Origin of the sequence: Citrobacter sp. CK185 (assembly GCF_030333565.1) — a bacterium.
GTDB lineage: Bacteria > Pseudomonadota > Gammaproteobacteria > Enterobacterales > Enterobacteriaceae > Citrobacter_B > Citrobacter_B koseri.
Genome location: NZ_JAOWFR010000023.1, coordinates 516,158 through 541,354 on the forward strand (window position 1 = coordinate 516,158; position 25,197 = coordinate 541,354).

Sequence of the window (25,197 nt, forward strand, 5' to 3'; positions counted from 1 at the left end):
GTGAGGAGGAACAATGAAAATTACCGTACTGGGATGCGGAGCCTTAGGGCAACTTTGGCTTACAGCGCTGTGCAAACATGGACATGAAGTACAGGGTTGGCTGCGCGTACCGCAACCCTATTGCAGCGTGAATCTGATAGAGACGGACGGTTCAATATTTAACGAATCCCTGACGGCGAACGATCCTGATTTTCTGGCCAACAGCGATCTGCTGCTGGTCACGCTGAAAGCCTGGCAGGTCTACGATGCCGTAAGAGGTCTGGTCGCCATTCTGCCTGAAACCACGCCGATCCTGCTGATTCACAACGGGATGGGCACAATCGAAGAGTTGCAAAACATCCCGCAGCCGTTACTGATGGGTACCACGACGCATGCCGCCAGACGCGACGGGAATGTCATCATTCATGTCGCCAACGGCACTACCCATATTGGCCCGGCGCGTGAGCAGGACGGGGACTACAGCTATCTGGCCGATATTTTGCAGGGAGTGCTGCCTGACGTCGCCTGGCACAACAACATTCGCGCAGAGATGTGGCGCAAACTGGCGGTAAACTGTGTGATTAATCCCCTTACCGCGCTATGGGACTGCCCCAACGGCGAATTACGCCACCACCCGGAAGCGGTAATGGCGATATGCCAGGAGGTCGCTGCGGTTATCGAGCGCGAAGGACACCATACGTCGGCGGACGATTTACGTTATTATGTCGATCAAGTGATTGAGAGTACGGCAGAAAATATCTCGTCTATGTTGCAGGACATGCGTGCCCTGCGTCATACCGAGATCGACTATATTACGGGTTATTTATTAAAACGCGCCCGCGCGCATGGCATCGCCGTCCCGGAAAATGCCCGTCTGTTTGAAATGGTAAAGCGAAAGGAGAGTGAGTATGAGCGCATCGGCACTGGTATGCCTCGCCCCTGGTAGTGAAGAGACCGAAGCAGTCACCACTATCGATCTGCTGGTTCGTGGCGGTATTCAGGTCACGACCGCGAGCGTCGCCAGCGACGGAAATCTCACCATAGTCTGTTCGCGTGGCGTAAAACTGCTGGCGGATGCGCCGCTGGTCGAGGTGGCCGACGGCGATTACGACATCATTGTATTGCCTGGCGGCATTAAGGGCGCGGAGTGTTTTCGCGACAGCCCGTTGCTGGTCGAAACCGTTAAGCAGTTCCACCGTTCCGGGCGTATTGTCGCCGCGATTTGCGCAGCGGCCGCCACGGTTCTCGTTCCGCACGATATCTTTCCCATCGGCAACATGACCGGCTTCCCGGCGTTGAAAGACAACATTCCCGCCGAACAGTGGCAGGATAAACGTGTGGTGTGGGACCCGCGCGTGAAGCTGCTGACCAGCCAGGCGCCAGGGACGTCGATTGACTTCGGACTGAAAATTATCGATCTGCTGGTTGGCCGTGAAAAAGCCCATGAAGTGGCGTCACAGCTGGTGATGGCGGCGGGAATTTATAATTACTACGAATAGCGCCGGATGGCGGTGCGTAGGCCGGATAAGGCGGTTACGCCGTCATCCGGCAATACGTTGCGCCTGATAGCGCGATGCTTATCAGGCCTGCAATCGTGCTAACAATTACGGACGATACACCTTCACATTCTGGAAGCCCTGCTCACGCAGATAGAGCGCCTGCAAACGGCTCATCACGCCGCGCTCACACCACAGCAGCCAGGTTTTGCTCTGGTCGAGATCGCCAAACTTCGTGCTCAGCTTGTAGAACGGCAGAGAAACCACATCCACGCCTTCGATTTTCAGCGGTTTGTCATCCTGCTCATCAACGGAGCGAATATCCAGAATCACGTCGTTCGGGCCAAAGCCGCTGACGGTTTCCACTTCCACCACGTCCTGCCCGGTCTGTTGGGCGATTTCGCGAATATCGACATTGCTCGCTTCCTCAACCACTTTATCGAGAATGCTAAAGTCGAAGTGCTCTTCTTCCGCTTCAATCTTCGCCTTGATCGCTTTCACCGTCGGGCTTTTCGAGATAACGCCGCAGTATTCCGGCATCGTGCGGGCAAAATCTTCCGTACCAATCTGGCGCGCCAGGTTGATGATGTGCTCTTTGTCGTAAGAGATCAGCGGGCGCAGGATCAGCGTATCGGAAACGTTGTCGATAAGACGCAGGTTAGTCAGCGTCTGGCTGGAAACCTGCCCCAGCGCTTCACCCGTCACCAGCGCCTGTACGCCGTAGCGCTCCGCCACTTTCGACGCCGCGCGCACCATCATGCGCTTCAGCACCACGCCCATCTGACCGTCATCGACTTTTTCGAGGATCTCGCCGACCACCGGTTCAAAGTTGATGGCGACAAAACGCACGCGATGCGAACTGCCAAAGCGGTTCCACAGGTAATGCGCCACCTGACGAACGCCGATTTCATGCGCCGCGCCGCCGAGGTTAAAGAAGCAGTAGTGTACGCGGCAGCCGCGACGCATCAGCATATAGCTGGAAACGCCGGAGTCAAAACCGCCGGAGATCAGCGACAGGACATCTTCCTGGGTGCCGATCGGGAAACCGCCGATACCTTCGTAACGGCCTTTAATCAGCAGCAGACGATCGTCTTCCACTTCCAGATGTACCGTCACATCCGGGTTGGTCAGCTTCACGCGCGCCGATTCAATATGCTGATTTAAACCGCCGCCGACGTAACGTTCCACCTCAATGGAGCTAAACTCATGCTTACCACGACGTTTAACGCGCACACAGAAGGTTTTGCCCTCAAGCCGATCGCGATACTGCACCAGCGCTTTCTCAAAGATATCGTGCATATCAGTGAACGGCACATCTTCGACTTCGAGAATATGGTGGATGCCCGGAATACGGGTCAGCGCGTCGCGAATCGCCAGGCGTTGATTTTCATCTCTGGCGCGAACTTCAATGTTATCCCAGTGGCGAACAACGGCGAGGGTCTCATCGTAGTGCTTTAACACGTTACGGATGTTCCCGGTCAGAATTTTTATAAAGCGCAAACGCACAGATTGGCTTTTGATAGTGATTTCCGGGAACAATTTAATGATAAACTTCATGGCGGCAATGGTTCTTAAGCAAGCATCAAGGCTTGTCGTGGAGAAAAGAGTACAGCAGCCCATACATGGAGCTGCATCCAGGCGCGGAAGTATACCACCATCATGGTCGTCCTGTGCACATTGCGCGTTATTTGATAATTGCTCTGAGTCCGTTACCATATCAGAGCTGAAAATATTGAGAGTCAGATATTCATTATGCCGAAGAAAAATGAGGCGCCCGCCAGCTTTGAAACAGCGCTGAGCGAGCTGGAACAGATTGTTACCCGTCTGGAAAGCGGCGACCTGCCGCTGGAAGAGGCGCTGAACGAATTTGAACGTGGCGTGCAGCTGGCGCGTCAGGGGCAGGCAAAGTTGCAACAGGCCGAGCAGCGTGTGCAGATTCTGCTGTCTGACAATGAAGATGCATCTCCTGAGCCTTTTACACCGGATAATGAGTAAATGGATTTTTCGCAGCAGCTACAGGCCTGCGTCGAGCAGGCCAACCAGGCGCTGAGCCGTTTTATCGCACCACTGCCCTTTCAGAACACTCCCGTGGTCGAAACCATGCAGTATGGCGCATTATTAGGCGGTAAACGTCTGCGCCCGTTCCTGGTTTACGCAACGGGCAGGATGTTTGGCGTAAGCCTGTCCACGCTGGATGCTCCGGCAGCCGCCGTTGAATGCATTCACGCTTATTCGTTGATTCATGACGATTTACCCGCGATGGACGACGACGACCTGCGTCGCGGTCTGCCGACCTGCCACGTCAAATTTGGCGAAGCGAATGCCATTCTGGCCGGAGATGCCCTGCAAACGCTGGCGTTTTCTATCATCAGTGATGCCCCGATGCCGGAAGTGGCCGACCGCGACCGCATTGCTATGATTTCTGAACTGGCGAACGCCAGCGGCATCGCCGGAATGTGCGGTGGCCAGGCGTTGGATCTTGCTGCCGAAGGGAAACAGGTGCCGCTGGAGGCGCTGGAGCGTATCCATCGTCATAAAACGGGCGCGCTGATTCGCGCTGCGGTTCGTCTTGGCGCGCTAAGTGCCGGAGAAAACGGACGAAACGCCTTGCCGATACTCGATAAGTACGCAGAAAGTATCGGCCTTGCCTTCCAGGTCCAGGATGACATTCTGGATGTGGTGGGCGATACTGCAACGTTGGGTAAACGTCAGGGTGCTGACCAGCAACTTGGCAAAAGTACCTACCCTGCACTTCTGGGCCTTGAGCAAGCCCGGAATAAAGCCCGGGATCTGATCGAAGACGCCCGTCAGTCGTTAACGCAGCTGGCAGACCTCTCACTCGATACCTCGGCACTGGAAGCGCTAGCGGACTACATAATCCAGCGTGATAAATAAACAAACAACAAGTCTTACTTAATAGGCCTCTGATGAGTTTTGATATAGCCAAATACCCGACCCTGGCACTGGTCGACTCCACTTCGGAGTTACGCCTGCTACCAAAAGAGAGTCTGCCGAAACTCTGCGACGAACTGCGCCGCTATTTACTCGACAGCGTCAGTCGTTCCAGCGGACATTTCGCCTCCGGGCTGGGCACGGTGGAGCTCACCGTGGCGCTGCACTATGTCTATAACACCCCGTTTGACCAGTTAATCTGGGACGTGGGGCATCAGGCTTATCCGCACAAAATTCTCACCGGGCGTCGGGATAAAATAGGCACCATTCGTCAGAAAGGCGGTTTGCACCCCTTCCCGTGGCGCGGTGAAAGCGAATACGACGTACTGAGCGTCGGCCACTCCTCTACCTCCATTAGCGCAGGTATTGGCATTGCGGTCGCCGCAGAAAAAGAAGGCAAAGACCGTCGCACCGTTTGCGTCATTGGCGACGGGGCGATCACCGCCGGGATGGCGTTCGAAGCGATGAACCACGCGGGCGATATCAAGCCGGACATGCTGGTCATTCTCAACGACAACGAAATGTCGATCTCGGAAAACGTCGGCGCGCTGAACAACCACCTGGCGCAGCTGCTTTCCGGCAAGCTCTACTCGTCCCTGCGTGAAGGCGGGAAGAAAGTGTTCTCCGGCGTGCCGCCAATCAAAGAGCTGCTCAAACGCACCGAAGAACATATCAAAGGCATGGTCGTGCCAGGCACGCTGTTTGAAGAGCTGGGCTTTAATTATATCGGCCCGGTCGATGGTCACGACGTGCTGGGGCTGATTACCACGCTGAAGAACATGCGCGATCTGAAAGGCCCGCAGTTCCTGCATATCATGACCAAAAAAGGTCGTGGCTATGAACCGGCGGAAAAAGATCCAATCACCTTCCACGCGGTGCCAAAATTCGACCCGTCCAGCGGCTGCCTGCCAAAAAGCAGCGGCGGCCTGCCGAGCTATTCAAAGATCTTTGGCGACTGGCTGTGCGAAACCGCCGCCAAAGACAGCAAGCTGATGGCGATCACCCCGGCAATGCGCGAAGGTTCCGGCATGGTGGAGTTTTCACGTAAATTCCCCGACCGCTACTTTGACGTGGCGATTGCCGAGCAGCATGCAGTGACCTTTGCCGCCGGTCTGGCGATCGGTGGTTATAAGCCGATCGTGGCGATCTACTCCACCTTCCTGCAACGCGCCTACGATCAGGTGCTGCATGACGTCGCGATCCAAAAACTGCCGGTAATGTTTGCTATCGACCGCGCCGGTATCGTCGGCGCTGACGGGCAGACGCACCAGGGCGCGTTCGATCTCTCTTACCTGCGCTGCATCCCGGAAATGGTCATTATGACGCCGGGCGATGAAAACGAGTGCCGCCAGATGCTGTACACCGGCTATCACTATAACGATGGCCCAACGGCAGTGCGTTATCCGCGTGGCAACGCCGTTGGCGTGGAACTGACGCCGCTGGAAAAACTGCCGATCGGCAAAGGACTCGTCAAACGTCAGGGTGAAAAACTGGCAATTCTGAACTTCGGTACGCTACTGCCGGAAGCGGCAAAAGTCGCCGAGTCCCTGAACGCGACCTTAGTCGACATGCGCTTTGTGAAGCCGCTGGATGAAACGTTGATTCTGGAGATGGCTGAACGTCACGAAGTGCTGATCACGCTTGAAGAGAACGCCATTATGGGCGGCGCGGGCAGCGGCGTTAACGAAGTGCTGATGGCGCATCGTAAAGTCGTTCCGGTACTGAATATCGGCCTGCCGGACTTCTTTATCCCGCAGGGTACACAGGACGAGGCTCGCGCGGAACTCGGTCTGGATGCCGCCGGAATTGAGGCCAAAATCAAGGACTGGCTGGCATAATCCCCTCCTCGCTCCTGCTATGCTTAATCAATAACGGGTATAACAGGAGCGGAACAATGCAATACAACACCTTAGGAAAAACAGATCTACGGGTTTCTCGCCTTTGTCTGGGCTGCATGACGTTCGGTGAACCGGATCGCGGCAATCACGCCTGGACGCTACCGGAAGAAAGCAGCCGCCCCATCATTAAGCGCGCGCTTGAAGGCGGTATTAACTTTTTCGATACCGCCAATAGCTATTCCGCAGGCAGCAGCGAAGAGATTGTGGGTCGCGCGCTGCGTGATTTCGCCCGCCGCGAAGAGGTGGTGGTCGCCACCAAAGTTTTTCATCGCGTCGGCGACCTGCCAGAAGGATTATCCCGCGCGCAAATCCTGCGTTCCATTGATGACAGCCTGAAACGTCTGGGTATGGACTATGTGGATATCCTGCAAATTCACCGCTGGGATTACAACACGCCGATAGAAGAGACGCTGGAAGCGCTGAATGATGTGGTGAAGGCCGGTAAGGCGCGCTATATCGGCGCCTCCTCCATGCACGCCGCGCAGTTTGCCCAGGCGCTGGCGCTGCAAAAACAGCACGGCTGGGCGCAGTTTGTCAGTATGCAGGATCATTACAATCTCATCTATCGCGAAGAAGAGCGCGAAATGCTGCCGCTGTGCTATCACGAAGGGATCGCGGTGATTCCGTGGAGCCCGCTGGCACGAGGACGACTGACGCGCCCGTGGGGAGAAACCACCGCACGTTCGGTATCCGATGAGTTCGGCAAGACGCTGTACAGCGAGAGCGATGAGAATGACGCACGGATTGCAGAGCGTCTGACGGGCGTCAGTGAGGATCTTGGCGCAACGCGTGCGCAGGTGGCGCTGGCATGGCTATTGAGTAAACCAGGCATCGCTGCGCCGATTATCGGTACATCGCGGGAAGAACAGCTGGATGAGTTGCTCGGAGCGGTGGATTTGACGTTGAAGCCAGAGCAGATTGCCGAGCTGGAAACGCCATATAAACAGCACCCGGTGGTCGGATTTAAATAATATTGCCCGATGAGCATGTAGGCCGGATAAGGCATGTATGTCGCCATCCGGCCATACCACGCTCGATGGCGCTACGCTTATCGGGCGGGCCTACAGGTTTAAAACAACCCGATGGGCCAATGGTGCCCAATGAAATAAAGCAGACCGGCGGAAATAACCCCTGCGACGATATCGTCAACCATTATCCCCATTCCGCCGTGTACGTTACGGTCGAACCAGCGAATCGGCCAGGGTTTCCACATATCCAGAATACGGAAAATCACAAATCCGGCGGCAACCCACTGCCAGTCCATCGTAGGGAGCGCCATCAGAGTGATCCACATCCCGATAAACTCATCCCAGACAATACTGCCGTGATCGTGAACGCCCATATCCTTCGCCGTTCGGTGGCAAAGATAAACGCCAATACAGATCCCCAACATCACCACCAGCGAGTAGAGCTGCCAGGGCAGAAATGTCATCAGATACCAGAATGGGATCGCCGCTAACGACCCCATTGTTCCCGGAATAATCGGGCTGAGGCCGCTGCCAAACCCGGTAGCCAGTAAGTGCCACGGATTACGCAGGCTCAGCCGACTTTTGGCAACATCTTTATGGCGTGGCAAAATGGTCATATCCTTTCCAGTCAAAAGTGACAGGCTTTCCGTCACGCATGAAGCTGATGCCTTCCACATCCGCACTCATTTGTCCGATGCAGGTAAACGGTACGCCAAGATTCCCCAGCGCCACATCCAGCGCGCCACGGTTCAACTCCGGTACAGTGAAGCATAATTCATAATCTTCACCGCCGGAAAGCGCCCAGCGCAGCGCCTGCCCGGGATCAACATGACGGGTAACCGCCTCAGAATACCGCAGCGCATCCACATCCACCCGCGCACCACAGCCGCTGGCGTTAACGATATGCCGCAAATCAGAAATCAGGCCATCGGAAAGATCGATCGCCGCATTCGCCAGGTCGCGCAGAGCTTGCCCCTGCAAAATACGCGGCGTCGGGCGCAGGTGCCGCTTAATCAAGTAGTCTGCGTCTTTCGCATCCGCCACCTGTAAGCGATGTTGTAAAATCGCCAGCCCAGCGGCGCTGTCCCCCGGCGTGCCGGTGATGTAAATCCTGTCGCCAGGTTTTGCCCCGGAACGCTTGAGCGCGCGTCCCACGGGCACATAGCCATGAATGCCCAGCGTCATTGACAGCGGCCCACGCGTGGTGTCGCCGCCAATCAGCTGCATATCGTAGTAATTCAGCAGGTCAAACAGGCTGTCGCTAAACGCTTCCAGCCACGCTTCGTCAACGTCCGGCAACGTCAGGGCCAGCGTCAGCCAGGCCGGATCGGCCCCCATCGCCGCCAGATCGCTTAAGTTAACCGCCAGCGCTTTCCAGGCCAGATCGGCAGGATCGATATCAGTCAGGAAATGGTTGCCCGCCACCAGCGTATCGGTACTGATCGCCAGCGTCTGTTTTTCAGGAATATTCAGGAGAGCGCAATCGTCACCGATACCGGTTTCGACGTCGAGACGAGAGCTTCTAACACGGTCAAAATAACGGGCAATCAGGGAGAACTCGCCGCATGCCATACGTTATGCCTCAGCAGAAAAAAAGAAAAGGCCGGAGATAGCGGGAATACATCCCGCCACCAGCCGACCTGGAGATTACTTTTTGTTGGGGCGAATCACAGGTGCTGCTTTGTCCAGTACGCCGTTGACGAACTTGTGGCTGTCTTCGGCGCCGAAGGTCTTCGCCAGTTCAATCGCTTCGTTGATGGCCACTTTATATGGCACATCGCTACGTTTAGACAGTTCAAACAGCGCAATACGCAGCACAGCTTTTTCTACCTGACCCAGCTCTTCCAGCAGACGAGACAGGTACGGTTTCATCAATCCGTCCAGGTACGCGCTGTTAGTCGCCACCCCGGACAGCAGTTCACGGAAATACAGAACGTCGACATCTTTTACGTCCTGTTCCGCCAGGAACTGGTATTCAACATCAGCGATGTCGTTCTGGGACAACTGCCAGGAGTAGAGCGCCTGAACGGCACACTCACGAGCGCGGCGACGAGCAGCAGGTTTCACGGATTTCCCCTTACAAAAATCAGGCCTTGATGGCTTTCAATACATTAATCATTTCAAGCGCGGTCAGTGCGGCTTCCGCACCTTTGTTGCCAGCTTTAGTGCCAGCACGTTCGATGGCTTGTTCAATACTTTCAGTGGTCAGAACACCAAAGGCTACCGGGATTTCGCTGTCCTGGGCGACGTGCGCCAGGCCGTTGCTTGCACCGCCAGCCACATATTCAAAGTGCGCGGTACCGCCACGAATCACTGTACCCAGCGCAATCACCGCGTCATATTTACCGGTTTTTGCCAATGCGCCAGCCGCCAGCGGCAGTTCATACGCGCCAGGAACCCAAACCACGGTAATATTTTCATCTTTTACCTGACCAATACGCTTCAGGGCGTCAATCGCGCCTTCCAGCAGACTGTCATTGATAAAATTGTTGAAACGCGCAATGGTGATGGCGACGCGAGCGTCCGGGGTAGCAACGTTAGCTTCAATAATGTTCATATTCTTCCTTCGGGTTCGATATGGCCCCGCAGGGGGGCGGATTTTATCATAATACTCGACGCGCCGCTTCTCTATTTCGAAGCCTTTACGCGGGAATCAAATGCAGGCAAACATCCGGGCCTACATGGCGTATCTCGTTGAATTTAAAATGGGGTGCCTCGCTCAGTTTCTCAAGCCCCGGCAGCACACATAATCCTCGCGCATCACTTCCTAACAGTTTAGGCGCAACATAGACGATAAGCTCGTCCACCACGCCCGCCTGCAACAGCGCGCCCGCAAGCACCGGCCCGGCCTCCACCCAGATGCTGTTAATCTGCTGTTTACCCAACAGCATCATCAGCACCACCAGATCCAGATGACCGTTATGCTCCGGCACCCGCAGGCTGCGAACCGTCTCAGGCCAGATGCGGGAATCGTCCTGTGTACGGGCAAACCAGGTATCTCCCGGCTGCTGCACAATACGGTGCTCCGGCGTCACGCGGTTTTGGCTGTCGAGGACAATGCGAATCGGCTGACGCAGGTTTTCCTGCGGATAGAGAGTCTGGGTTGAGGCATCCAGTTCAGGCCAGCGAACCGTTAACGCCGGGTCGTCGGCCAGCACCGTCGCGCTGCTGGTCAGAATCGCATGGCTTTGCGCCCGTAAACGCTGCACATCGCGCCGCGCCTGCGGGGAGGTAATCCACTGGCTTTCACCGCTGGCCATCGCCGTGCGGCCATCCAGCGATGCGCCGAGCTTGAGCTGCACATACGGGAAGCCAGTGCGCATCCGCTTGAGGAAACCTTTGTTCAGCTGTTCCGTTTCGCTCATCATGAGCCCGTGGCTGACGTCGATCCCCGCCTGCTGCAAACGGTACAGCCCACGTCCCGCGACCTGCGGATTGGGGTCCTGCATCGCCGCAACGACCCGCGCCACGCCAGCGGCAATCAACGCATCGCAGCACGGCGGCGTACGGCCATGATGGCTGCACGGTTCAAGCGTGACATACGCGGTCGCGCCTTTGGCTTTGTCTCCCGCCATACGCAGCGCATGGACTTCAGCATGCGATTCACCCGCGCGATGATGGTAGCCTTCGCCAACGATTTCGCCATCTTTGACGATCACACAGCCTACATTCGGGTTCGGGTGCGTGGTGAAACGCCCGCGCTGCGCCAGCTTCAGCGCACGCGCCATGTAAAACTCATCCAGCATGGCTTAATCCTGTAGGCGAGCAATCTCTTCGCCGAATTCTTTGATGTCTTCGAAACTCCGATAGACGGAGGCAAAGCGGATGTAAGCCACTTTATCGAGCTTTTTCAGTTGCTCCATCACCAGGTTGCCAATCATTTTGCTGGGAACTTCGCGTTCCCCGGTGGCTCGCAATTGTGATTTGATGTGATTCAACGCCATTTCGACGTCATCAGAGCTGACAGGGCGTTTTTCCAGCGCTCTTAGCATACCGCTGCGCAACTTCTCTTCGTTGAAAGGTTCACGCACATCGTTACTTTTCACTACGCGCGGCATAACAAGCTCTGCCACTTCAAAGGTAGTGAAACGTTCATTACAGACCAGACACTGCCGACGGCGGCGTACGGAAGAGCCCTCACCCACGAGACGAGAGTCAATAACCTTAGTGTCTACGGCGAAACAGAATGGGCAATGCATACGGCGTCCTGACCAGGTGGTTAACAGAAATCTATTTTACCCTGAACTGGCGCGACAACAAAGGCGGAGCACTTTTGAGACAAAGGATCGATACCTTACACCCCTTTGCGATCTACCATTAGGGTATCGCGACCATGAAGGAAATAATCTACATGACAAGACGTTACCTAAGAATTCTCCTGGTGGGAAGCCTCTTTAGCCTGAGCGCCTGCGCGCAGCAGAGCGAAGTTCGCCAGATGAACCAAAGCGTCAGCACGCTGAATACGGAAATGGCGCAGTTAAACCAGGAAACCGTGAAGATTACTCAGCAAAATATGTTGAATGCGAAATCCACCAGCGGGGTCTATCTGCTGCCGGGTTCAAAAACGCCTGCCCGCCTGAACAGCCAGATCGGTACGCTGCGTATGTCCCTGGTGAATATTGCGCCCAATGCCGACGGCACACGCGTGACGCTGCGCATTCAGGGTGAGTCCAACGATCCGTTACCGGCGTTTAGCGGTACTGTCGAATACGGGCAGATTCAGGGCACCACGGATAACTATCAGGAAGTGAATGTCCAGAATCAACTGATTAACGCTCCGGCCAGCATCCTGGCGCCGAGCGATGTGGACATCCCGTTACAATTAAACGGATTGACGCCCGACCAGTTAGGTTTTGTCCGCGTTCACGATATCCAGCCTGTTAATCAATAAACCTCCGGCGGAGCGTTTTGTGCGTTCCGCAACATCCCTCCCCGGCTTTTTGTTACTCCTCTGACATCACCGCAATTTTTGCTAAAAGTTGGCAACATTCATGAAAGTCAGTACAATCGCCGCGCTTAAAGTACGCAAACGTGAACGCAATCGATTACGTAGATGATAGATCTGTGAAACAAGACATATTTTTGTGAGCAATGATTTCTATAATAGGCTCCGCAGAAACACGAAATATTTAGAAACGCAAATTGCGCCTTTTTCATTCCCTTCAAGGGATTTCAAACAGTGGCATACAATATGAAAAAAACATTACTTGCAGCCGGTGCAGTGCTGGCGCTCTCATCGTCCTTTACTGTTAACGCAGCAGAAAATGACAAACCGCAATACCTTTCAGACTGGTGGCACCAGAGCGTTAACGTCGTAGGCAGCTACCATACCCGTTTCGGGCCGCAGCTCCGTAACGATACCTATCTGGAATATGAAGCATTCGCGAAAAAAGACTGGTTCGATTTCTACGGCTATATGGATGCGCCGGTATTCTTCGGCGGTAACACCAACGCGAAGGGTATCTGGAACCACGGTTCCCCGCTGTTCATGGAAATTGAACCGCGTTTCTCTATCGACAAACTGACCGGAGCCGACCTGAGCTTTGGCCCGTTCAAAGAGTGGTATTTCGCTAACAACTACATCTATGACATGGGTCGTAACAAGTCTGGCCGTCAGAGCACCTGGTACATGGGTCTGGGTACTGACATCGAAACCGGTCTGCCGATGAGCCTGTCCCTGAACGTCTATGCGAAGTACCAGTGGCAGAACTACCTGGCTGATAACGAAAACGAGTGGGATGGCTACCGTTTCAAAGTGAAATACTTCGTGCCACTCACCGAGCTGTGGGGCGGTAACCTGAGCTACATCGGTTTCACTAACTTTGACTGGGGCTCCGATCTGGGCGACTCTCAGTACCGTACCAGCAACTCTATCGCATCCAGCCACATCCTGGCGCTGAATTACGATCACTGGCACTACTCTGTGGTGGCTCGTTACTTCCATAACGGCGGACAGTGGGAAAACGGCGCTCAGCCGGTATGGCAATCCGAAACGGTTAAAGCTACCGGTTGGGGTGGCTACCTGGTTGTCGGTTACAACTTCTAAGCTGTTTATTTGCCGCCCGGCCAGTACAACGCCGGGCACAGAAAGAGCACCGAACGCGCAACGCGCCGGTGCTTTTTTATTTCTTCTGATCCATCATCGCTTTCAAATTAGCGAAAGGGTTATGCATCGCAGCACCGACATCTTTCTGCGCATCCTCCCCGGCAATAACGGTTGAGCCATACTGATCGGCTTCGGTATATTTCGAATGCTCATGATCGTGACAGTACAGACACAGCAACTCCCAGTTACTGCCGTCTTCCGGGTTATTGGTGTGGTCGTGATCGATATGATGGACGGTTAATTCGCGCAGGTTAGAATAAACAAATTCGCGAGAGCATCGCCCGCATACCCACGGAAATAATTTGAGCGCCTTTTCACGATAGCCGTTTTCCAGCCGCGTATAGTTTTTAGGGATAATCGCCATAGTGACTCTGTATCTGCGTTGAATGTAGGGTTATGAGCAAGTTTAACACTCTGCGTACCCCATTGCCCGTGAAGGATGCAGAAGCCCGCTTAACCGCAGGCTTTTTTAGCGATAAAAAAATCCCGGCCATACGACCGGGATTCCAGTAATAACGTGACTGCGTGATTAAGGCAGAATAGACGGCTGATCCGCCCCTTCTTTCTCAACTTTCTGCTGCAACATATGCTCGCGCTTCATGCCCAGCTTCAGCGCCAACGCCGAGGCCACGTAGATCGACGATGCCGTACCGATAGAAACACCGATCAGCATGGTCAGAGAGAAGCCTTCCAGTACCGGACCACCGAAGAGGTACAGCATCAGAATCACCACTAACGTCGTCCCGGAGGTGATCAACGTACGGTGCAGCGTCTGGGTCAACGACACGTTAAAGATTTCGTAAGGCGTCCCGCGACGAATTTTGCGGAAGTTTTCACGAATACGGTCAGATACCACGATACTGTCGTTCAGCGAGTAACCGATAACCGACATCAACGATGCAACGATCGTCAGGTCGATCTCAATATGGAACAACGACAGAATCCCTAAGGTGATAATCACGTCGTGCGCCAGCGCGATAACCACCCCCGCAGCCAGTCGCCACTCAAAGCGGAAACCGACATAAATGAGGATAGAGATCAGCGCGACAATCAGCGCCATCGCACCGGTTTGCGCCAGATCGGCGCCCACGCTCGGCCCGACAAACTCAATACGCTTCACGGCGGCGTTCTGGCTGGTGGCTTCGTTAATAACACTCAGCACCTTGCTACCCAGCACCTGACCGCCGTCTTCACCTTCCGTCGGCGGCATACGCACCATAATGTCGTGGCTGCTACCGAAGTTCTGCAACAGCGGCTCGGCAAAGCCCGCTTTTTCCAGCGCATCGCGCATCACGTCCATTTCGGCCGGTTTTTCCAGCGTGATTTCGATAACCGTACCACCGGTAAAATCGAGACCCCAGTTAAAACCGCGCACGCCCATCACCACGATGGCCGCAATCAGCAGGAAGCCAGAGATGCCGAAAGCCCAGTAGTCCCAGCGCATAAAGTCATAGACTTTACGGCCGTGGTTCAATTGTTCAACAGTATATTCCTGTGCCACATCGCACTCCTCAGATTGACAGCTTGTTGATGCGTTTGCCGCCATACAACAGGTTTACGATGGCACGCGTACCGACAATCGCGGTAAACATCGACGTCGCCACACCGATACCGGTAGTAATCGCGAACCCTTTAATTGCCCCGGTGCCGACTGCGTACAGGATGATGACTTTAATCAGCGTGGTGATGTTCGCATCGAAGATGGAACTAAACGCGCCTTTATAACCTTCATCAATCGCCTGCTGAACCGTACGCCCGTTGCTCAACTCTTCTTTAATACGTTCGTTGATCAGTACGTTGGCGTCGACCGCCACCGCAAGGGTTAGCACGATACCGGCAATCCCCGGCATACTCAGCGTGGCCCCCGGCAGCAGCGACATGATACCGACAATCAATACCAGGTTGGCCACCAGCGCGCTTGTCGCAATCAGACCGAACTTCTTGTAGAAGAAGATCATGAACAGGATGGAGACCACCAGACCGGCCAGACACGCTTCCAGGCCCTGTTTGATGTTCTGCATACCCAGCGTCGGGCCGATAGTCCGTTCTTCAACAATCTGAATCGGCGCAATCAGCGCACCGGCGCGCAGCAGCAGAGAGAGCTGGCGGGCTTCGTTCGGGTTGTTGATACCGGTAATACGGAAGCTGTTGCCCAGGCGAGACTGGATGTTGGCGATGTTAATCACCTCTTCCTGCTTCACCAGTACCGCACGACCATTGGCATCTTTCTTACCGCTGTCTTTGTACTCCACAAACAAGGTCGCCATCGGCTTGCCGATATTGTCTTTGGTGAAGTTAGACATGATGTTGCCACCTGCGCTATCCAGCGAGATGTTAACCTGCGGTTGGTTGTATTCGTCCTGGCTGGAAGTGGAGTCGGTGATATGGTCACCGGTCAGGATCACGCGTTTGTACAGCACAACCGGCTGGCCTTCGCGCGTCTGTTTCACTTCCGAGTCACCCGGTACGCGCCCGGATGCCGCCGCAGACTGGTCAACGTTGGTGTTTACCAGACGGAATTCGAGGGTCGCGGTAGCGCCCAGAATCTCTTTCGCACGCGCGGTATCCTGAATACCCGGCAGCTCAACGACGATGCGATCCGCACCCTGACGCTGGACAACCGGCTCAGCCACGCCCAATTGGTTTACACGGTTACGCAGAATGTTGATGTTCTGCTGAACGGCATATTCACGCGCTTCGCTCAGACGCGCATCAGACATGACCGCACGCAGCACCGTATTGCCCTGGCTGGTAATCACCAGATCGCGGTGACGCCCGCTCAGATAAGAGATCGCTTCATCACGCGCTTTGTTATCGCGGAACGTGATGCTCAGACCGTAGTTATCTTCTTTGCGAACAGTGGTATAAGGAATGCCTTTTTCACGCAGGTCGCTGCGCAGGCTATCGATATTTTGCTCCTGAAGCTTACCTAACGCGGTGTCCATATCCACTTCCATCAGGAAGTGAACGCCGCCACGCAGGTCAAGGCCAAGTTTCATCGGCTCGGCTTTAATGGCCGCCAGCCAACGAGGCGTTGCCGGAGCAAGGTTAAGCGCCACGACGTATTTATCACCCAGCACGCCAACCAGCGCTTCACGGGCGCGCAGCTGGATGTCGGTGGTGTCGAAGCGCGCAAGAATAGCGCCCTCTTCCAGAGCCACAGACTTAGCGGTAATTTTTTCTTCTTGTAACGTTTTCTGGACCTGGATCAGCGTTTGCTCACTGGCGGCGACGCCGCGCGCGCCAGTGATTTGAACAGCCGGATCCTCACCATACAGGTTGGGAAGTGCGTAAAGCAGGCCGACGACAATCACGACGACCAGCATGATGTACTTCCACAAAGGATAACGGTTTAACACGGCAGTTCCCTTTGGGAAAACAATAGATTACAGCGCCTTCATAGTGCCTTTCGGCAGAACGGCAGCTACGAAGTCACGTTTGATAACCACTTCAGTGGTGTCATTCAGCGCGATAACGATGTAGCCGGATTCCGCTACTTTCGTTACGCGACCCACCAGGCCACCGTTAGTCAGCACTTCATCGCCTTTTGCGATGGAGCTCATCAGGTTTTTGTGTTCTTTGGTGCGCTTCTGCTGTGGACGCAGGATCATGAAGTAGAAAATCAGACCAAACACCACCAGCATCAAAATCAGAGACATCGGGCTGCCCTGCGCCGGAGCACCTGTTGCCGCTACCGCATCAGAAATAAAAAAGCTCATTAAATTTCCCTCATTATTAAAATTAATCAACGTTCAAAGGTGGAACAGGTCGACCCTGACGTTGGTAAAAATCGGTCACGAAGCTCTCTAATTTACCCTCTTCAATAGCCTTGCGTAAACCCGCCATCAAACGCTGGTAGTAACGCAGGTTATGAATCGTGTTGAGTCGCGCGCCCAATATTTCGTTGCAACGGTCGAGATGATGCAAGTAGGCACGCGAATAATTGCGACAGGTGTAGCAATCACACTCGGCATCGAGCGGGCTGGTGTCGCTTTTATGCTTCGCATTACGAATTTTCACCACGCCGTCAGTCACGAACAGGTGACCATTACGGGCATTGCGTGTTGGCATAACACAGTCAAACATATCGATACCGCGACGCACGCCTTCCACCAGATCTTCCGGTTTGCCGACGCCCATCAGGTAACGAGGTTTGTCCGCCGGGATTTGCGGGCAGACATGCTCCAGAATGCGGTGCATGTCTTCCTTCGGCTCACCCACAGCCAGACCGCCGACAGCGTAGCCATCAAAGCCAATCTCTACCAGACCTTTGACGGAGATATCGCGTAAATCTTCGTAAACGCTGCCCTGAATGATGCCAAAAAGCGCATTTTTGTTGCCCAAACCATCAAAACGGTCGCGGCTACGCTTCGCCCAGCGTAAAGACATCTCCATAGAGCGTTTAGCATAGTCCCAGTCCGCCGGATACGGCGTACATTCGTCGAAAATCATGACGATATCGGAACCGAGATCGTACTGAATCTCCATAGATTTTTCAGGATCGAGGAAAATCGGATCGCCGTTGATCGGGTTGCGGAAATGCACGCCCTGCTCGGTGATCTTGCGAATATCGCCGAGGCTGAACACCTGGAAACCGCCGGAGTCCGTCAGGATCGGGCCTTTCCACTGCATGAAATCATGCAGATCGCCATGCAGTTTCATGATTTCCTGACCCGGACGCAGCCACAGGTGGAAGGTGTTGCCGAGAATAATTTGTGCGCCGGTAGCTTCAACTTCTTCCGGCGTCATGCCTTTAACGGTGCCATACGTACCGACGGGCATAAAAGCAGGCGTTTCCACTACGCCACGATCAAACACCAGGCGGCCACGGCGAGCGCGTCCGTCGGTAGTATCCAGTTCGAATTTCATTTTCTCTCCATACGCCAGAAAAACAGTCTGACGTTTAAACCTGTGCCGCGAACCTACTTCCCGACACGCTCATTCAAAGCCTGCGGATTGTACGTGATAAACATCGCGTCCCCGTAGCTAAAAAAGCGATAATTTTGTTCTACCGCAGCCTTGTACGCATTCATCGTGTGCTGATAACCCGCAAAAGCGGACACCAGCATAATCAGCGTCGATTCCGGCAGATGGAAATTGGTCACCAGCGCATCAATCACTTTGTATTGATAACCTGGGTAGATGAAGATTTGCGTATCGCCGAAGAACGGTTCGATCAGGTCGTTTTTCGCCGCCTGCGCCGCACTCTCCAGCGAGCGTACCGAGGTGGTGCCTACCGCGATGATCCGATTGCCCCGCGCTTTTGCCGCCAGCACCGCATCAACCACCTCCTGCGGGACTTCGGCGTACTCCGAGTGCATGATGTGATCTTCAATGGTCTCCACACGCACCGGCTGGAACGTCCCCGCGCCGACGTGCAGCGTCACAAACGCCATCTCAATGCCTTTTTCGCGCAGCGCGGCCAGCAGCGGATCGTCAAAGTGCAAACCTGCGGTTGGCGCGGCAACGGCTCCCGGTTTTTCACTGTAGACCGTCTGATACAACTCACGGTCGGCATCTTCATCCGGGCGGTCGATGTATGGCGGCAGCGGCATATGGCCGATCGCGTTGAGGATCTCCAGAACCGGGCGCGCGTCGTTGAACTCAACTTCAAACAGCGCGCCATGACGTGCGGTCATGGTGGCGTTAATGCTTTCGTCATCGCCCAACAGCAGTTCCGCGCCCGGTTTCGGCGCTTTGGAAGCGCGAATATGCGCCAGAATGCGTTTGTCATCCAGCATCCGCTCAACCAGCACTTCAATCTTGCCGCCGCTGGCTTTACGGCCAAACAGACGCGCCGGGATGACGCGGGTATTATTAAAGACCAGCAGATCGCCAGGGTTGAGCTTATCGAGCAGATCGGTGAAAGTACCGTGCGTCAGCGCGCCCGTCGGCCCGTCCAGTGACAGCAAGCGGCAACGACTGCGCTCAGGCTGCGGATAGTGGGCAATCAGGGATTCGGGTAATTCAAAGGAAAAATCGGTAACGCGCATGACACTGACTCAGACTAAAATAAGAGGCGGGTAGTCTAGTGCCGGGGCGCGCTCCCTGCAACCGTTACCCCTCAAGTTAAGAGATATAAGCTATAGACAAAATCATTCAGGATGCATCGAGGCGGCAACTGAATAAGTCCCCAGGCGCTTACTCAAGTAAGTCGCTGGGGTGAGGCCCGGGGATGGGCCGAGTAACTCGCAGCCAACAAAGAGGCAGTTTGAAGGATGAAGTGGATATGAATTTTCTTGCACACCTGCACTTAGCGCATCTCGCCGACAGCTCGCTTTCCGGCAATTTACTGGCCGATTTTGTTCGGGGAAACCCGGAGGCGAATTTTCCCCCTGACGTGGTGGAAGGGATTTATATGCATCGACGGATTGACGTCATGACCGATAATCTGCCGGAAGTGCGTGAAGCGCGGGAATGGTTTCGCAGCGAAACCCGTCGTGTAGCCCCCATCACTCTGGATGTGATGTGGGACCACTTCCTGTCGCGCCACTGGGCGACAATATCTCCCGATTTCCCGTTGCAGGCGTTCGTGGGCTACGCCCATGCGCAGGTCAGCACTATTTTGCCCGACTCGCCGCCGCGTTTTGTGAATCTGAACGATTATCTGTGGTCGGAAAAGTGGCTGGAGCGTTATCGCGATATGGATTTTATCCAGAATGTCCTCAACGGGATGGCGAATCGCCGCCCACGCCTCGATGCCCTGCGCGACTCCTGGTATGATCTGGATGCGCACTACGATGCGTTAGAAGCGCGCTTCTGGCGCTTCTACCCGCGCATGATGGCACAGGCGCGTCAGAAATCGCTTTAGTTGCCTGATAAGCGTAACGCCATCAGGCAAAAAATTGATAGGTGAAACCTGTCTCATTGATTGTCAGCACCGCGTTGAGTTGCCCTCTTCCCCTCCCTATACTTGCCCGCGTTGCGTTCCAAACCCCTTAACTTTGCAGGAGTATTTATATGGTACTGGTTACTCGTCAGGCCCCGGACTTCACAGCAGCCGCCGTACTGGGTAGCGGTGAGATCGTTGAAAACTTCAACTTCAAACAGCACACCAACGGCAAAGCAACCGTTCTGTTCTTCTGGCCGATGGACTTCACCTTCGTTTGCCCGTCTGAACTGATTGCTTTCGACAAACGTTATGAAGAGTTCCAGGCGCGTGGCGTAGAAGTTGTCGGCGTTTCTTTTGACTCTGAATTCGTCCACAACGCATGGCGTAACACCCCTGTCGATAAAGGCGGCATCGGTGCAGTGAAATACGCAATGGTTGCTGACGTGAAGCGTGAAATCCAGAAAGCCTACGGTATCGAACACCCGGAAGCGGGCGTTGCCCTGCGCGGTTCTTTCCTGATCGACGCCAACGGCGTGGTTCGTCACCAGGTGGTTAACGACCTGCCGCTGGGCCGTAACATCGACGAAATGCTGCGTATGGTTGACGCGTTGCAGTTCCACGAAGAGCACGGCGAAGTGTGCCCGGCACAGTGGGAAAAAGGCAAAGAAGGGATGAACGCTTCTCCAGACGGCGTGGCAAAATACCTGACTGAAAACGTCGCCAGCCTGTAATCGGCTCGAATTGAAAAAAAGCTCGCTATGGCGAGCTTTTTTATTGCGCTTCTCAGGCCTACAAACATGTCGCGTTTACGCCGCGCCGTCCTTTTTCACCTCGCGCCAGATTCGCCACGCCATCACCAACAGTACCGCGACGCCAGCAATCAACGCTCCCCACACCAGTAACGTTTTCCAGCGGCTTTGCTGCTCCGCAGCCGACGTTGCCGTCAGCCGCGCCTCACCGCCCAGCGTTACGCGCTGCTGCGTCATCGCCCAGGGCAGATCGTTAACATCCTGCGTTTTGCGCAGCGACGCCGGGATCAGCATATCCAGCTCAACATCGGCTTTTTCCGCCGCCCGGTTTCCCCAGGCCAGCATATACGGGCCTTTCCCTTGCGTATTGAACACCAGTTGATAACTGTCCCGCGCGCCGCTCAGCGCAGGCAACGTTTCCGGCAATCGGGCGTTGATGGTGGTCATACGGATAGCTTCAACCTGTTGACCTGAAAGAAGAATATCCTCCGAACGCTTCCCGTCGAGGCGGTACAGGATCGTTTTCGTCAGTGGACGCCACGCCTCCTTTTCCCCGCCGCGCCATGCCAGCTCAACCGGTAAAACGCCCTCGTTTTCCAGCGCAATTCTGAGCGACGTCAGCGGCTGCGGCTGATTCCAGCGCCATACGGCTTCTGTTTCTGACACTTTCTTTGCGTGGGCCTCCAGCGCAATACGCTCCGATGCCGGTTCTCCGCTGTCCGCAATGGCGCTTACGCTATTTAAGGTCAGCGGCGGACTTTGCGAATCGAGAATCACCAGCAGGTAGCGACGGCCTTCCGCAGAGAGCGTCAGGCTGGCGCTGATGGTGTCCATTTTCAGCCGATCGTTATCGCGCGTCAGATCCATCAGCGGCGCGTCTTCTTGCACGAGTTGCCAGTAACGTAAATCACGGCTGGCATAAACGGACGCCTTCCCCTGCCAGTTGCCCGCAGGCGTGTTCCAGTTCAGGCGCAGTTGCGCCAGCGAAAAGGCCGCCGTCATCTCTTCCGGCAGAGTCAGTAAATAGCTCTGCCCAATCGCGTTAACATCATCGCTTTCCAGATGAATTTCCACGCCGGTCTTTGAACGCAAGACAAAGGATTCGCTTCCACGGCGCTCCCCTTCCCGCGGTGATACTGGCGACATATCCAGAGGAAAAAGCCGCAGCGCCACCGTCTCTGGCGTGACAGACGGCGTTTTTTGCGCCGTCAGCGCAAAGGGCACCGTATCGCCCTGGCGGTTAAAAACCCGCACATCGCGTAAATCCGGCCAGGCGCTTTGTTGGTAAAGCGCCAGCGGCAGCGAAACGCGATACCACGGCGATGAACCCGTCGCTTCCAGCATCATGCCGGTGGCGTAATCCTGCGGCGTTTCCGGGGCTTCATCACGGCTGAACGCCGGCCACGCCGTACTCAGCAACGCGCTCCAGACTACCGCTTTCATCCATTTCATTTTTCTTCTCCTGCTTTGGGCGGTAACGGTGAGAAATACCCGACGATAAGTACCAGGATCGCCACGCCGATAAAAGCGATGGCACGCGCCAGCCCGCCGCCGCGCGCGCTATCCACCAGCATCAGCTTAACAATGACGGTCCCCAAAAGCACCGCGCCGCATAACCATTCCCGCCGCGAACGGCGACGGGTCGCGAGCAACATCATAATTAACGCCGTCAGCATCCAGAACAGGGCGAAGCAGGTCTGGATCAACCGCGAATGCCACAATGTCTCCATGCTCCACGCCACCTCGCCATACCACGCCAGCGCCCGCATCAGCCCTCCGTTCAACCACCAGAATGCGAGCGCCGCGAGCACCACAGGCGCCCATGCGCGATATTTCGCTAACGGCGACGGCAGAAAACGACGAGAGAAACGCGCAAGGAGGAACAATCCCAGCAAGGCGAAAGCGGCTCCCTCCTCAAGCGGGTTCACCACTGGCAGATAGCGCTGTTGGAAAACCACGCCATCCTGTAAATTCGCCAGCACCAGAAGCAACAGCAGGATCGCTGCCACGGGCGCCAGCGCCAGCGCGCCGTACAACGCAGGCCAGCATTTGAACGGCCACAAATCGCGGCGCAGCGCGGCGTGTACCAGCAGTATGACGATTCCTCCCGCCGCCATCATCAACCCGCTGCGCCAGGCGTCCATTCCCCACGGCAACGACTGCACAAACCAGAACAGCTCCATCCCGAGCGCTAAAAGCACCATCCAGAACAAGGATAAATGCAGCGTCCGGGAGATGCGCGGCGGCAGATGCGCATCATCACGATAAAGCATGAGCACCGCACAAGGCAGCGCCACGCACCACGCCAGATTTTGCCAGCCTGCGGCGAAAATCTGCCGTTCTTCAATCTGGTACAGCAATGCCAGCAGCATCGCAGGCCACAGCAGCCAGGGGCTGTAACCTAACGCCCGCCAGGCAAGCCGCCCGCTCAGATAACGCCAGAGCCAGGCGGACGCGGCGAGTAGCGCCAGCACGCCAGACCATTCGGCAGCATAACGCGCCAGCGCCAGTTGCGAGGCGCCCGTCAGCGCGACTATCCAGAAGGCGATGCCGCCCGCCAGCAGCGCCCAACTGACCTCCTTCTTCTCGCTGCGCCACAGCCACGCGCCGCCCAGCCAGCACAAACTCAGCACGGCGAAGATCATCATCACCGTCAGCGGCGCGGCGTCATCGGCCAGCGCCCACAGCGCGCTGCCCACAGCCAGTAGCATTAGCGCAGTGCCGCTATAGCTCATCCGCCGCTGCTGTTGCTGCATACCCAGCCACAATACGCCAAGCCCCTCCAGCGCCCAGGCCATTGCCGTCCAGCGCGCCGAAAGCGCCAGCGGGATGGCGAGGGTGGTAAACGCGCCGCCCAACGCGAGCGCCGCCAGCACCAGCGGCCTTCCCATCGACGGGTAGCGGCGCAGCGCCAGCCACGCCAGCGCCATATAGAACGCGCCGTAGCCCAGCGCACTGAGCGCCGGACCATAATCCATATGTTGGGTAATGGCGTACTGCATGCCAAACCCAACCAGCGGCGGCGCAAACAACAGCACGCCATCAACAATATGTTTGCCTTTTTCCTGCGCCCGCAGCGACAGCGCCACGCTCAGCACGCCGAAAATAATGATATTGGCAATCAGGAAAAGCTGGCAGTTGAGCCAGTATTCAGGCCGGTAGTCACTGACGCCCCACAGGCCGCCGACCCCGAAAGTGAATAATAACCCCAGCAGATTAAGCTCACGCCAGTGCTGCCAGACGCTTATGGCAAGAATGCCTGCCGACAGCAGGAGATAGAACGAGAACAGCGCCACATAGTTCCCGCCGCCCGTCGACAGCAGCAGCGGCGCAAGATAGCCGCCCAGGCTGGCCAGCATCGCCAGGCTAAGCGCTTTTTGCAAAATAGCCAGCCCTACGCTTGCGGCGCAAATCAGCACCAGCAGCGCAAACGCCAGCGTCATCGGCAGCATTTGCCACAGCCGGAATGCGCCAAAGACGGTCAGATAGAGCGCGCCTGTCGCGCCGCCTTGCAGGATCAACGCATAGACCGGCTGTTTGCGTCGCAAACGCCAGCCTGTCGCGAGCAGCACTACGGCACACAGCGCCGCAGTGACAAGACGCAGTTCAAGCGGAAACAGCGCGTGTTCAACCGTATAACGCAACAGGAAGGATAAACCGAAAAAGAGGAGCAGAATGCCCAGCTTCGCCAGCGGATTTCCCTGCATAAACCAGCGCGCCAGCGAGGTGAAAACGCCGCCGAACGCGGAAGGTTTCGCCGTTTTCGCAGGCGCCGGGAGCGGTTTTGCGAGGGTTTCCTGCGCAGCCCAGGGATTTTCCGGCTCAGGTATGGCCGCTTCGATGGCATCAGGCGGCGATGGCGCGACACGCTCTTTCGCAGGTAGCGAAGGTTCCGCCGTCACCTGTACCGCAGGCGCTTCTCCCGCACGCTGCTGTTCAAGTTGCTCAACCCGTCGGCGCAACACCGCCAGCTCAAAGCGAACCGCCGCGCTGCGGTTGAGCGCGACAATCGCGAGAATGGGAACCACCACCAGCGCGAAGAATAAAACAATGCAGCCAAGGATTAAAAGCTCATCCATGTTTCCACCTTCACTGTACAAGGACAGACCAGAATGACATAGATTATTACATTTTTGCCATCCCTGAAGGTGAAAATGCCGGATCGCAGCGTAAACCAGAACGCGGCTTCGGGGCGAATAGAGCCGACCATTTTTAAT

Annotated in this window: 25 protein-coding genes; 10 read left to right on the top strand and 15 right to left on the bottom strand. The window is 55.6% G+C overall.

Features of this window, described 5'->3' with window-relative positions; translation table 11 throughout:
- Positions 1-13 precede the first annotated feature (13 nt).
- Together panE and yajL are read left to right on the top strand one after the other, a co-directional pair.
- The gene (gene panE, locus OGV79_RS10110) at positions 14-925 is read left to right on the top strand and encodes a 2-dehydropantoate 2-reductase (RefSeq protein WP_012133557.1); all 912 of its coding nucleotides are present in this window, start codon (positions 14-16) and stop codon (positions 923-925) included.
- Positions 888-1,478 carry a protein deglycase YajL gene (gene yajL, locus OGV79_RS10115; RefSeq protein WP_012133558.1) on the top strand — a complete coding sequence of 197 codons (591 nt, stop codon included), beginning with the start codon at positions 888-890 and terminating at the stop codon, positions 1,476-1,478. Before panE ends, yajL begins: the two co-directional genes overlap by 38 nt.
- A 105-nt stretch (positions 1,479-1,583) precedes the next feature.
- Here yajL and thiI read toward each other — a convergent pair whose 3' ends face one another.
- The gene (gene thiI, locus OGV79_RS10120) at positions 1,584-3,032 is read right to left on the bottom strand and encodes a tRNA uracil 4-sulfurtransferase ThiI (RefSeq protein WP_012133559.1); all 1,449 of its coding nucleotides are present in this window, start codon (positions 3,030-3,032) and stop codon (positions 1,584-1,586) included.
- A 195-nt stretch (positions 3,033-3,227) separates the two neighbouring features.
- Here thiI and xseB point away from each other — a divergent pair, with 195 nt between their 5' ends.
- Genes xseB through yajO form a run of 4 tightly spaced genes read left to right on the top strand, consistent with a single transcriptional unit; the run spans position 3,228 to position 7,296 of the window.
- On the top strand, positions 3,228-3,470 hold the full coding sequence (gene xseB, locus OGV79_RS10125; RefSeq protein WP_012133560.1) for an exodeoxyribonuclease VII small subunit: 243 nt from the start codon (positions 3,228-3,230) through the stop codon (positions 3,468-3,470).
- The gene (ispA, locus tag OGV79_RS10130; RefSeq protein ID WP_012133561.1) at positions 3,471-4,370 is read left to right on the top strand and encodes a (2E,6E)-farnesyl diphosphate synthase; all 900 of its coding nucleotides are present in this window, start codon (positions 3,471-3,473) and stop codon (positions 4,368-4,370) included.
- 32 nt (positions 4,371-4,402) lie between these two features.
- Positions 4,403-6,265 (top strand): 1-deoxy-D-xylulose-5-phosphate synthase, encoded by a 1,863-nt coding sequence (dxs, locus tag OGV79_RS10135; RefSeq protein WP_012133562.1) that lies wholly within the window; start codon positions 4,403-4,405, stop codon positions 6,263-6,265.
- 56 nt (positions 6,266-6,321) lie between these two features.
- Positions 6,322-7,296 carry a 1-deoxyxylulose-5-phosphate synthase YajO gene (yajO, locus tag OGV79_RS10140; protein WP_024130596.1) on the top strand — a complete coding sequence of 325 codons (975 nt, stop codon included), beginning with the start codon at positions 6,322-6,324 and terminating at the stop codon, positions 7,294-7,296.
- 98 nt (positions 7,297-7,394) lie between these two features.
- On the opposite strand, the gene pgpA is transcribed toward yajO, so the two are convergent.
- From pgpA to nrdR, 6 genes are all read right to left on the bottom strand, one after another.
- Positions 7,395-7,910, bottom strand: a complete 516-nt coding sequence (pgpA, locus tag OGV79_RS10145; protein ID WP_012133564.1) for a phosphatidylglycerophosphatase A — start codon at positions 7,908-7,910, stop codon at positions 7,395-7,397.
- Entirely contained in the window at positions 7,888-8,865 is a 978-nt protein-coding gene (thiL, locus tag OGV79_RS10150; RefSeq protein WP_012133565.1) for a thiamine-phosphate kinase, read from the bottom strand. Before thiL ends, pgpA begins: the two co-directional genes overlap by 23 nt.
- 75 nt (positions 8,866-8,940) lie before the next feature.
- A complete protein-coding gene (gene nusB / locus OGV79_RS10155; protein ID WP_000801129.1) occupies positions 8,941-9,360 on the bottom strand; it encodes a transcription antitermination factor NusB in 420 nt (139 codons plus the stop codon).
- Positions 9,361-9,379: 19 nt separating this feature from the next.
- On the bottom strand, positions 9,380-9,850 hold the full coding sequence (gene ribH, locus OGV79_RS10160) for a 6,7-dimethyl-8-ribityllumazine synthase (protein WP_001021161.1): 471 nt from the start codon (positions 9,848-9,850) through the stop codon (positions 9,380-9,382).
- An 85-nt stretch (positions 9,851-9,935) separates the two neighbouring features.
- Complete coding sequence (gene ribD, locus OGV79_RS10165; RefSeq protein WP_286468294.1) at positions 9,936-11,039, bottom strand: bifunctional diaminohydroxyphosphoribosylaminopyrimidine deaminase/5-amino-6-(5-phosphoribosylamino)uracil reductase RibD; 1,104 nt, start codon at positions 11,037-11,039, stop codon at positions 9,936-9,938.
- A 3-nt stretch (positions 11,040-11,042) separates the two neighbouring features.
- The gene (gene nrdR / locus OGV79_RS10170) at positions 11,043-11,492 is read right to left on the bottom strand and encodes a transcriptional regulator NrdR (RefSeq protein ID WP_012904816.1); all 450 of its coding nucleotides are present in this window, start codon (positions 11,490-11,492) and stop codon (positions 11,043-11,045) included.
- A gap of 152 nt (positions 11,493-11,644) precedes the next feature.
- Here nrdR and OGV79_RS10175 point away from each other — a divergent pair, with 152 nt between their 5' ends.
- Positions 11,645-12,184, top strand: a complete 540-nt coding sequence (locus OGV79_RS10175; protein WP_024130597.1) for a SadB/YajI family lipoprotein — start codon at positions 11,645-11,647, stop codon at positions 12,182-12,184.
- Between the two features lie 300 nt (positions 12,185-12,484).
- A complete protein-coding gene (locus tag OGV79_RS10180; protein ID WP_012133569.1) occupies positions 12,485-13,339 on the top strand; it encodes a nucleoside-specific channel-forming protein Tsx in 855 nt (284 codons plus the stop codon).
- A gap of 76 nt (positions 13,340-13,415) precedes the next feature.
- Here OGV79_RS10180 and yajD read toward each other — a convergent pair whose 3' ends face one another.
- The 6 genes from yajD to queA all read right to left on the bottom strand — a co-directional run bounded on the left by yajD (position 13,416) and on the right by queA (position 19,392).
- Positions 13,416-13,763, bottom strand: coding sequence for an HNH nuclease YajD (yajD, locus tag OGV79_RS10185; RefSeq protein ID WP_047458501.1), 348 nt, complete (start codon positions 13,761-13,763; stop codon positions 13,416-13,418).
- A 165-nt stretch (positions 13,764-13,928) separates the two neighbouring features.
- Positions 13,929-14,900 (bottom strand): protein translocase subunit SecF, encoded by a 972-nt coding sequence (gene secF / locus OGV79_RS10190; protein ID WP_024130598.1) that lies wholly within the window; start codon positions 14,898-14,900, stop codon positions 13,929-13,931.
- A 10-nt stretch (positions 14,901-14,910) separates the two neighbouring features.
- A complete protein-coding gene (gene secD, locus OGV79_RS10195) occupies positions 14,911-16,758 on the bottom strand; it encodes a protein translocase subunit SecD (RefSeq protein ID WP_048902403.1) in 1,848 nt (615 codons plus the stop codon).
- Between the two features lie 27 nt (positions 16,759-16,785).
- Positions 16,786-17,118, bottom strand: coding sequence for a preprotein translocase subunit YajC (yajC, locus tag OGV79_RS10200; protein WP_012133573.1), 333 nt, complete (start codon positions 17,116-17,118; stop codon positions 16,786-16,788).
- Positions 17,119-17,140: 22 nt separating this feature from the next.
- A complete protein-coding gene (gene tgt / locus OGV79_RS10205; protein WP_012133574.1) occupies positions 17,141-18,268 on the bottom strand; it encodes a tRNA guanosine(34) transglycosylase Tgt in 1,128 nt (375 codons plus the stop codon).
- 53 nt (positions 18,269-18,321) lie between these two features.
- A complete protein-coding gene (gene queA, locus OGV79_RS10210; RefSeq protein ID WP_012133575.1) occupies positions 18,322-19,392 on the bottom strand; it encodes a tRNA preQ1(34) S-adenosylmethionine ribosyltransferase-isomerase QueA in 1,071 nt (356 codons plus the stop codon).
- A gap of 236 nt (positions 19,393-19,628) precedes the next feature.
- Here queA and acpH point away from each other — a divergent pair, with 236 nt between their 5' ends.
- Both acpH and OGV79_RS10220 read left to right on the top strand, forming a co-directional pair.
- Complete coding sequence (gene acpH, locus OGV79_RS10215; RefSeq protein ID WP_049009713.1) at positions 19,629-20,210, top strand: ACP phosphodiesterase; 582 nt, start codon at positions 19,629-19,631, stop codon at positions 20,208-20,210.
- Between the two features lie 149 nt (positions 20,211-20,359).
- The gene (locus tag OGV79_RS10220; RefSeq protein ID WP_012133577.1) at positions 20,360-20,962 is read left to right on the top strand and encodes a peroxiredoxin; all 603 of its coding nucleotides are present in this window, start codon (positions 20,360-20,362) and stop codon (positions 20,960-20,962) included.
- A gap of 75 nt (positions 20,963-21,037) precedes the next feature.
- On the opposite strand, the gene OGV79_RS10225 is transcribed toward OGV79_RS10220, so the two are convergent.
- Both OGV79_RS10225 and OGV79_RS10230 read right to left on the bottom strand, forming a co-directional pair.
- Complete coding sequence (locus tag OGV79_RS10225) at positions 21,038-22,432, bottom strand: DUF3999 domain-containing protein (protein WP_286468295.1); 1,395 nt, start codon at positions 22,430-22,432, stop codon at positions 21,038-21,040.
- The gene (locus OGV79_RS10230; protein ID WP_286468296.1) at positions 22,429-25,059 is read right to left on the bottom strand and encodes a DUF2339 domain-containing protein; all 2,631 of its coding nucleotides are present in this window, start codon (positions 25,057-25,059) and stop codon (positions 22,429-22,431) included. The genes OGV79_RS10225 and OGV79_RS10230 overlap by 4 nt, the downstream gene beginning before the upstream one ends.
- Positions 25,060-25,197 lie beyond the last annotated feature (138 nt).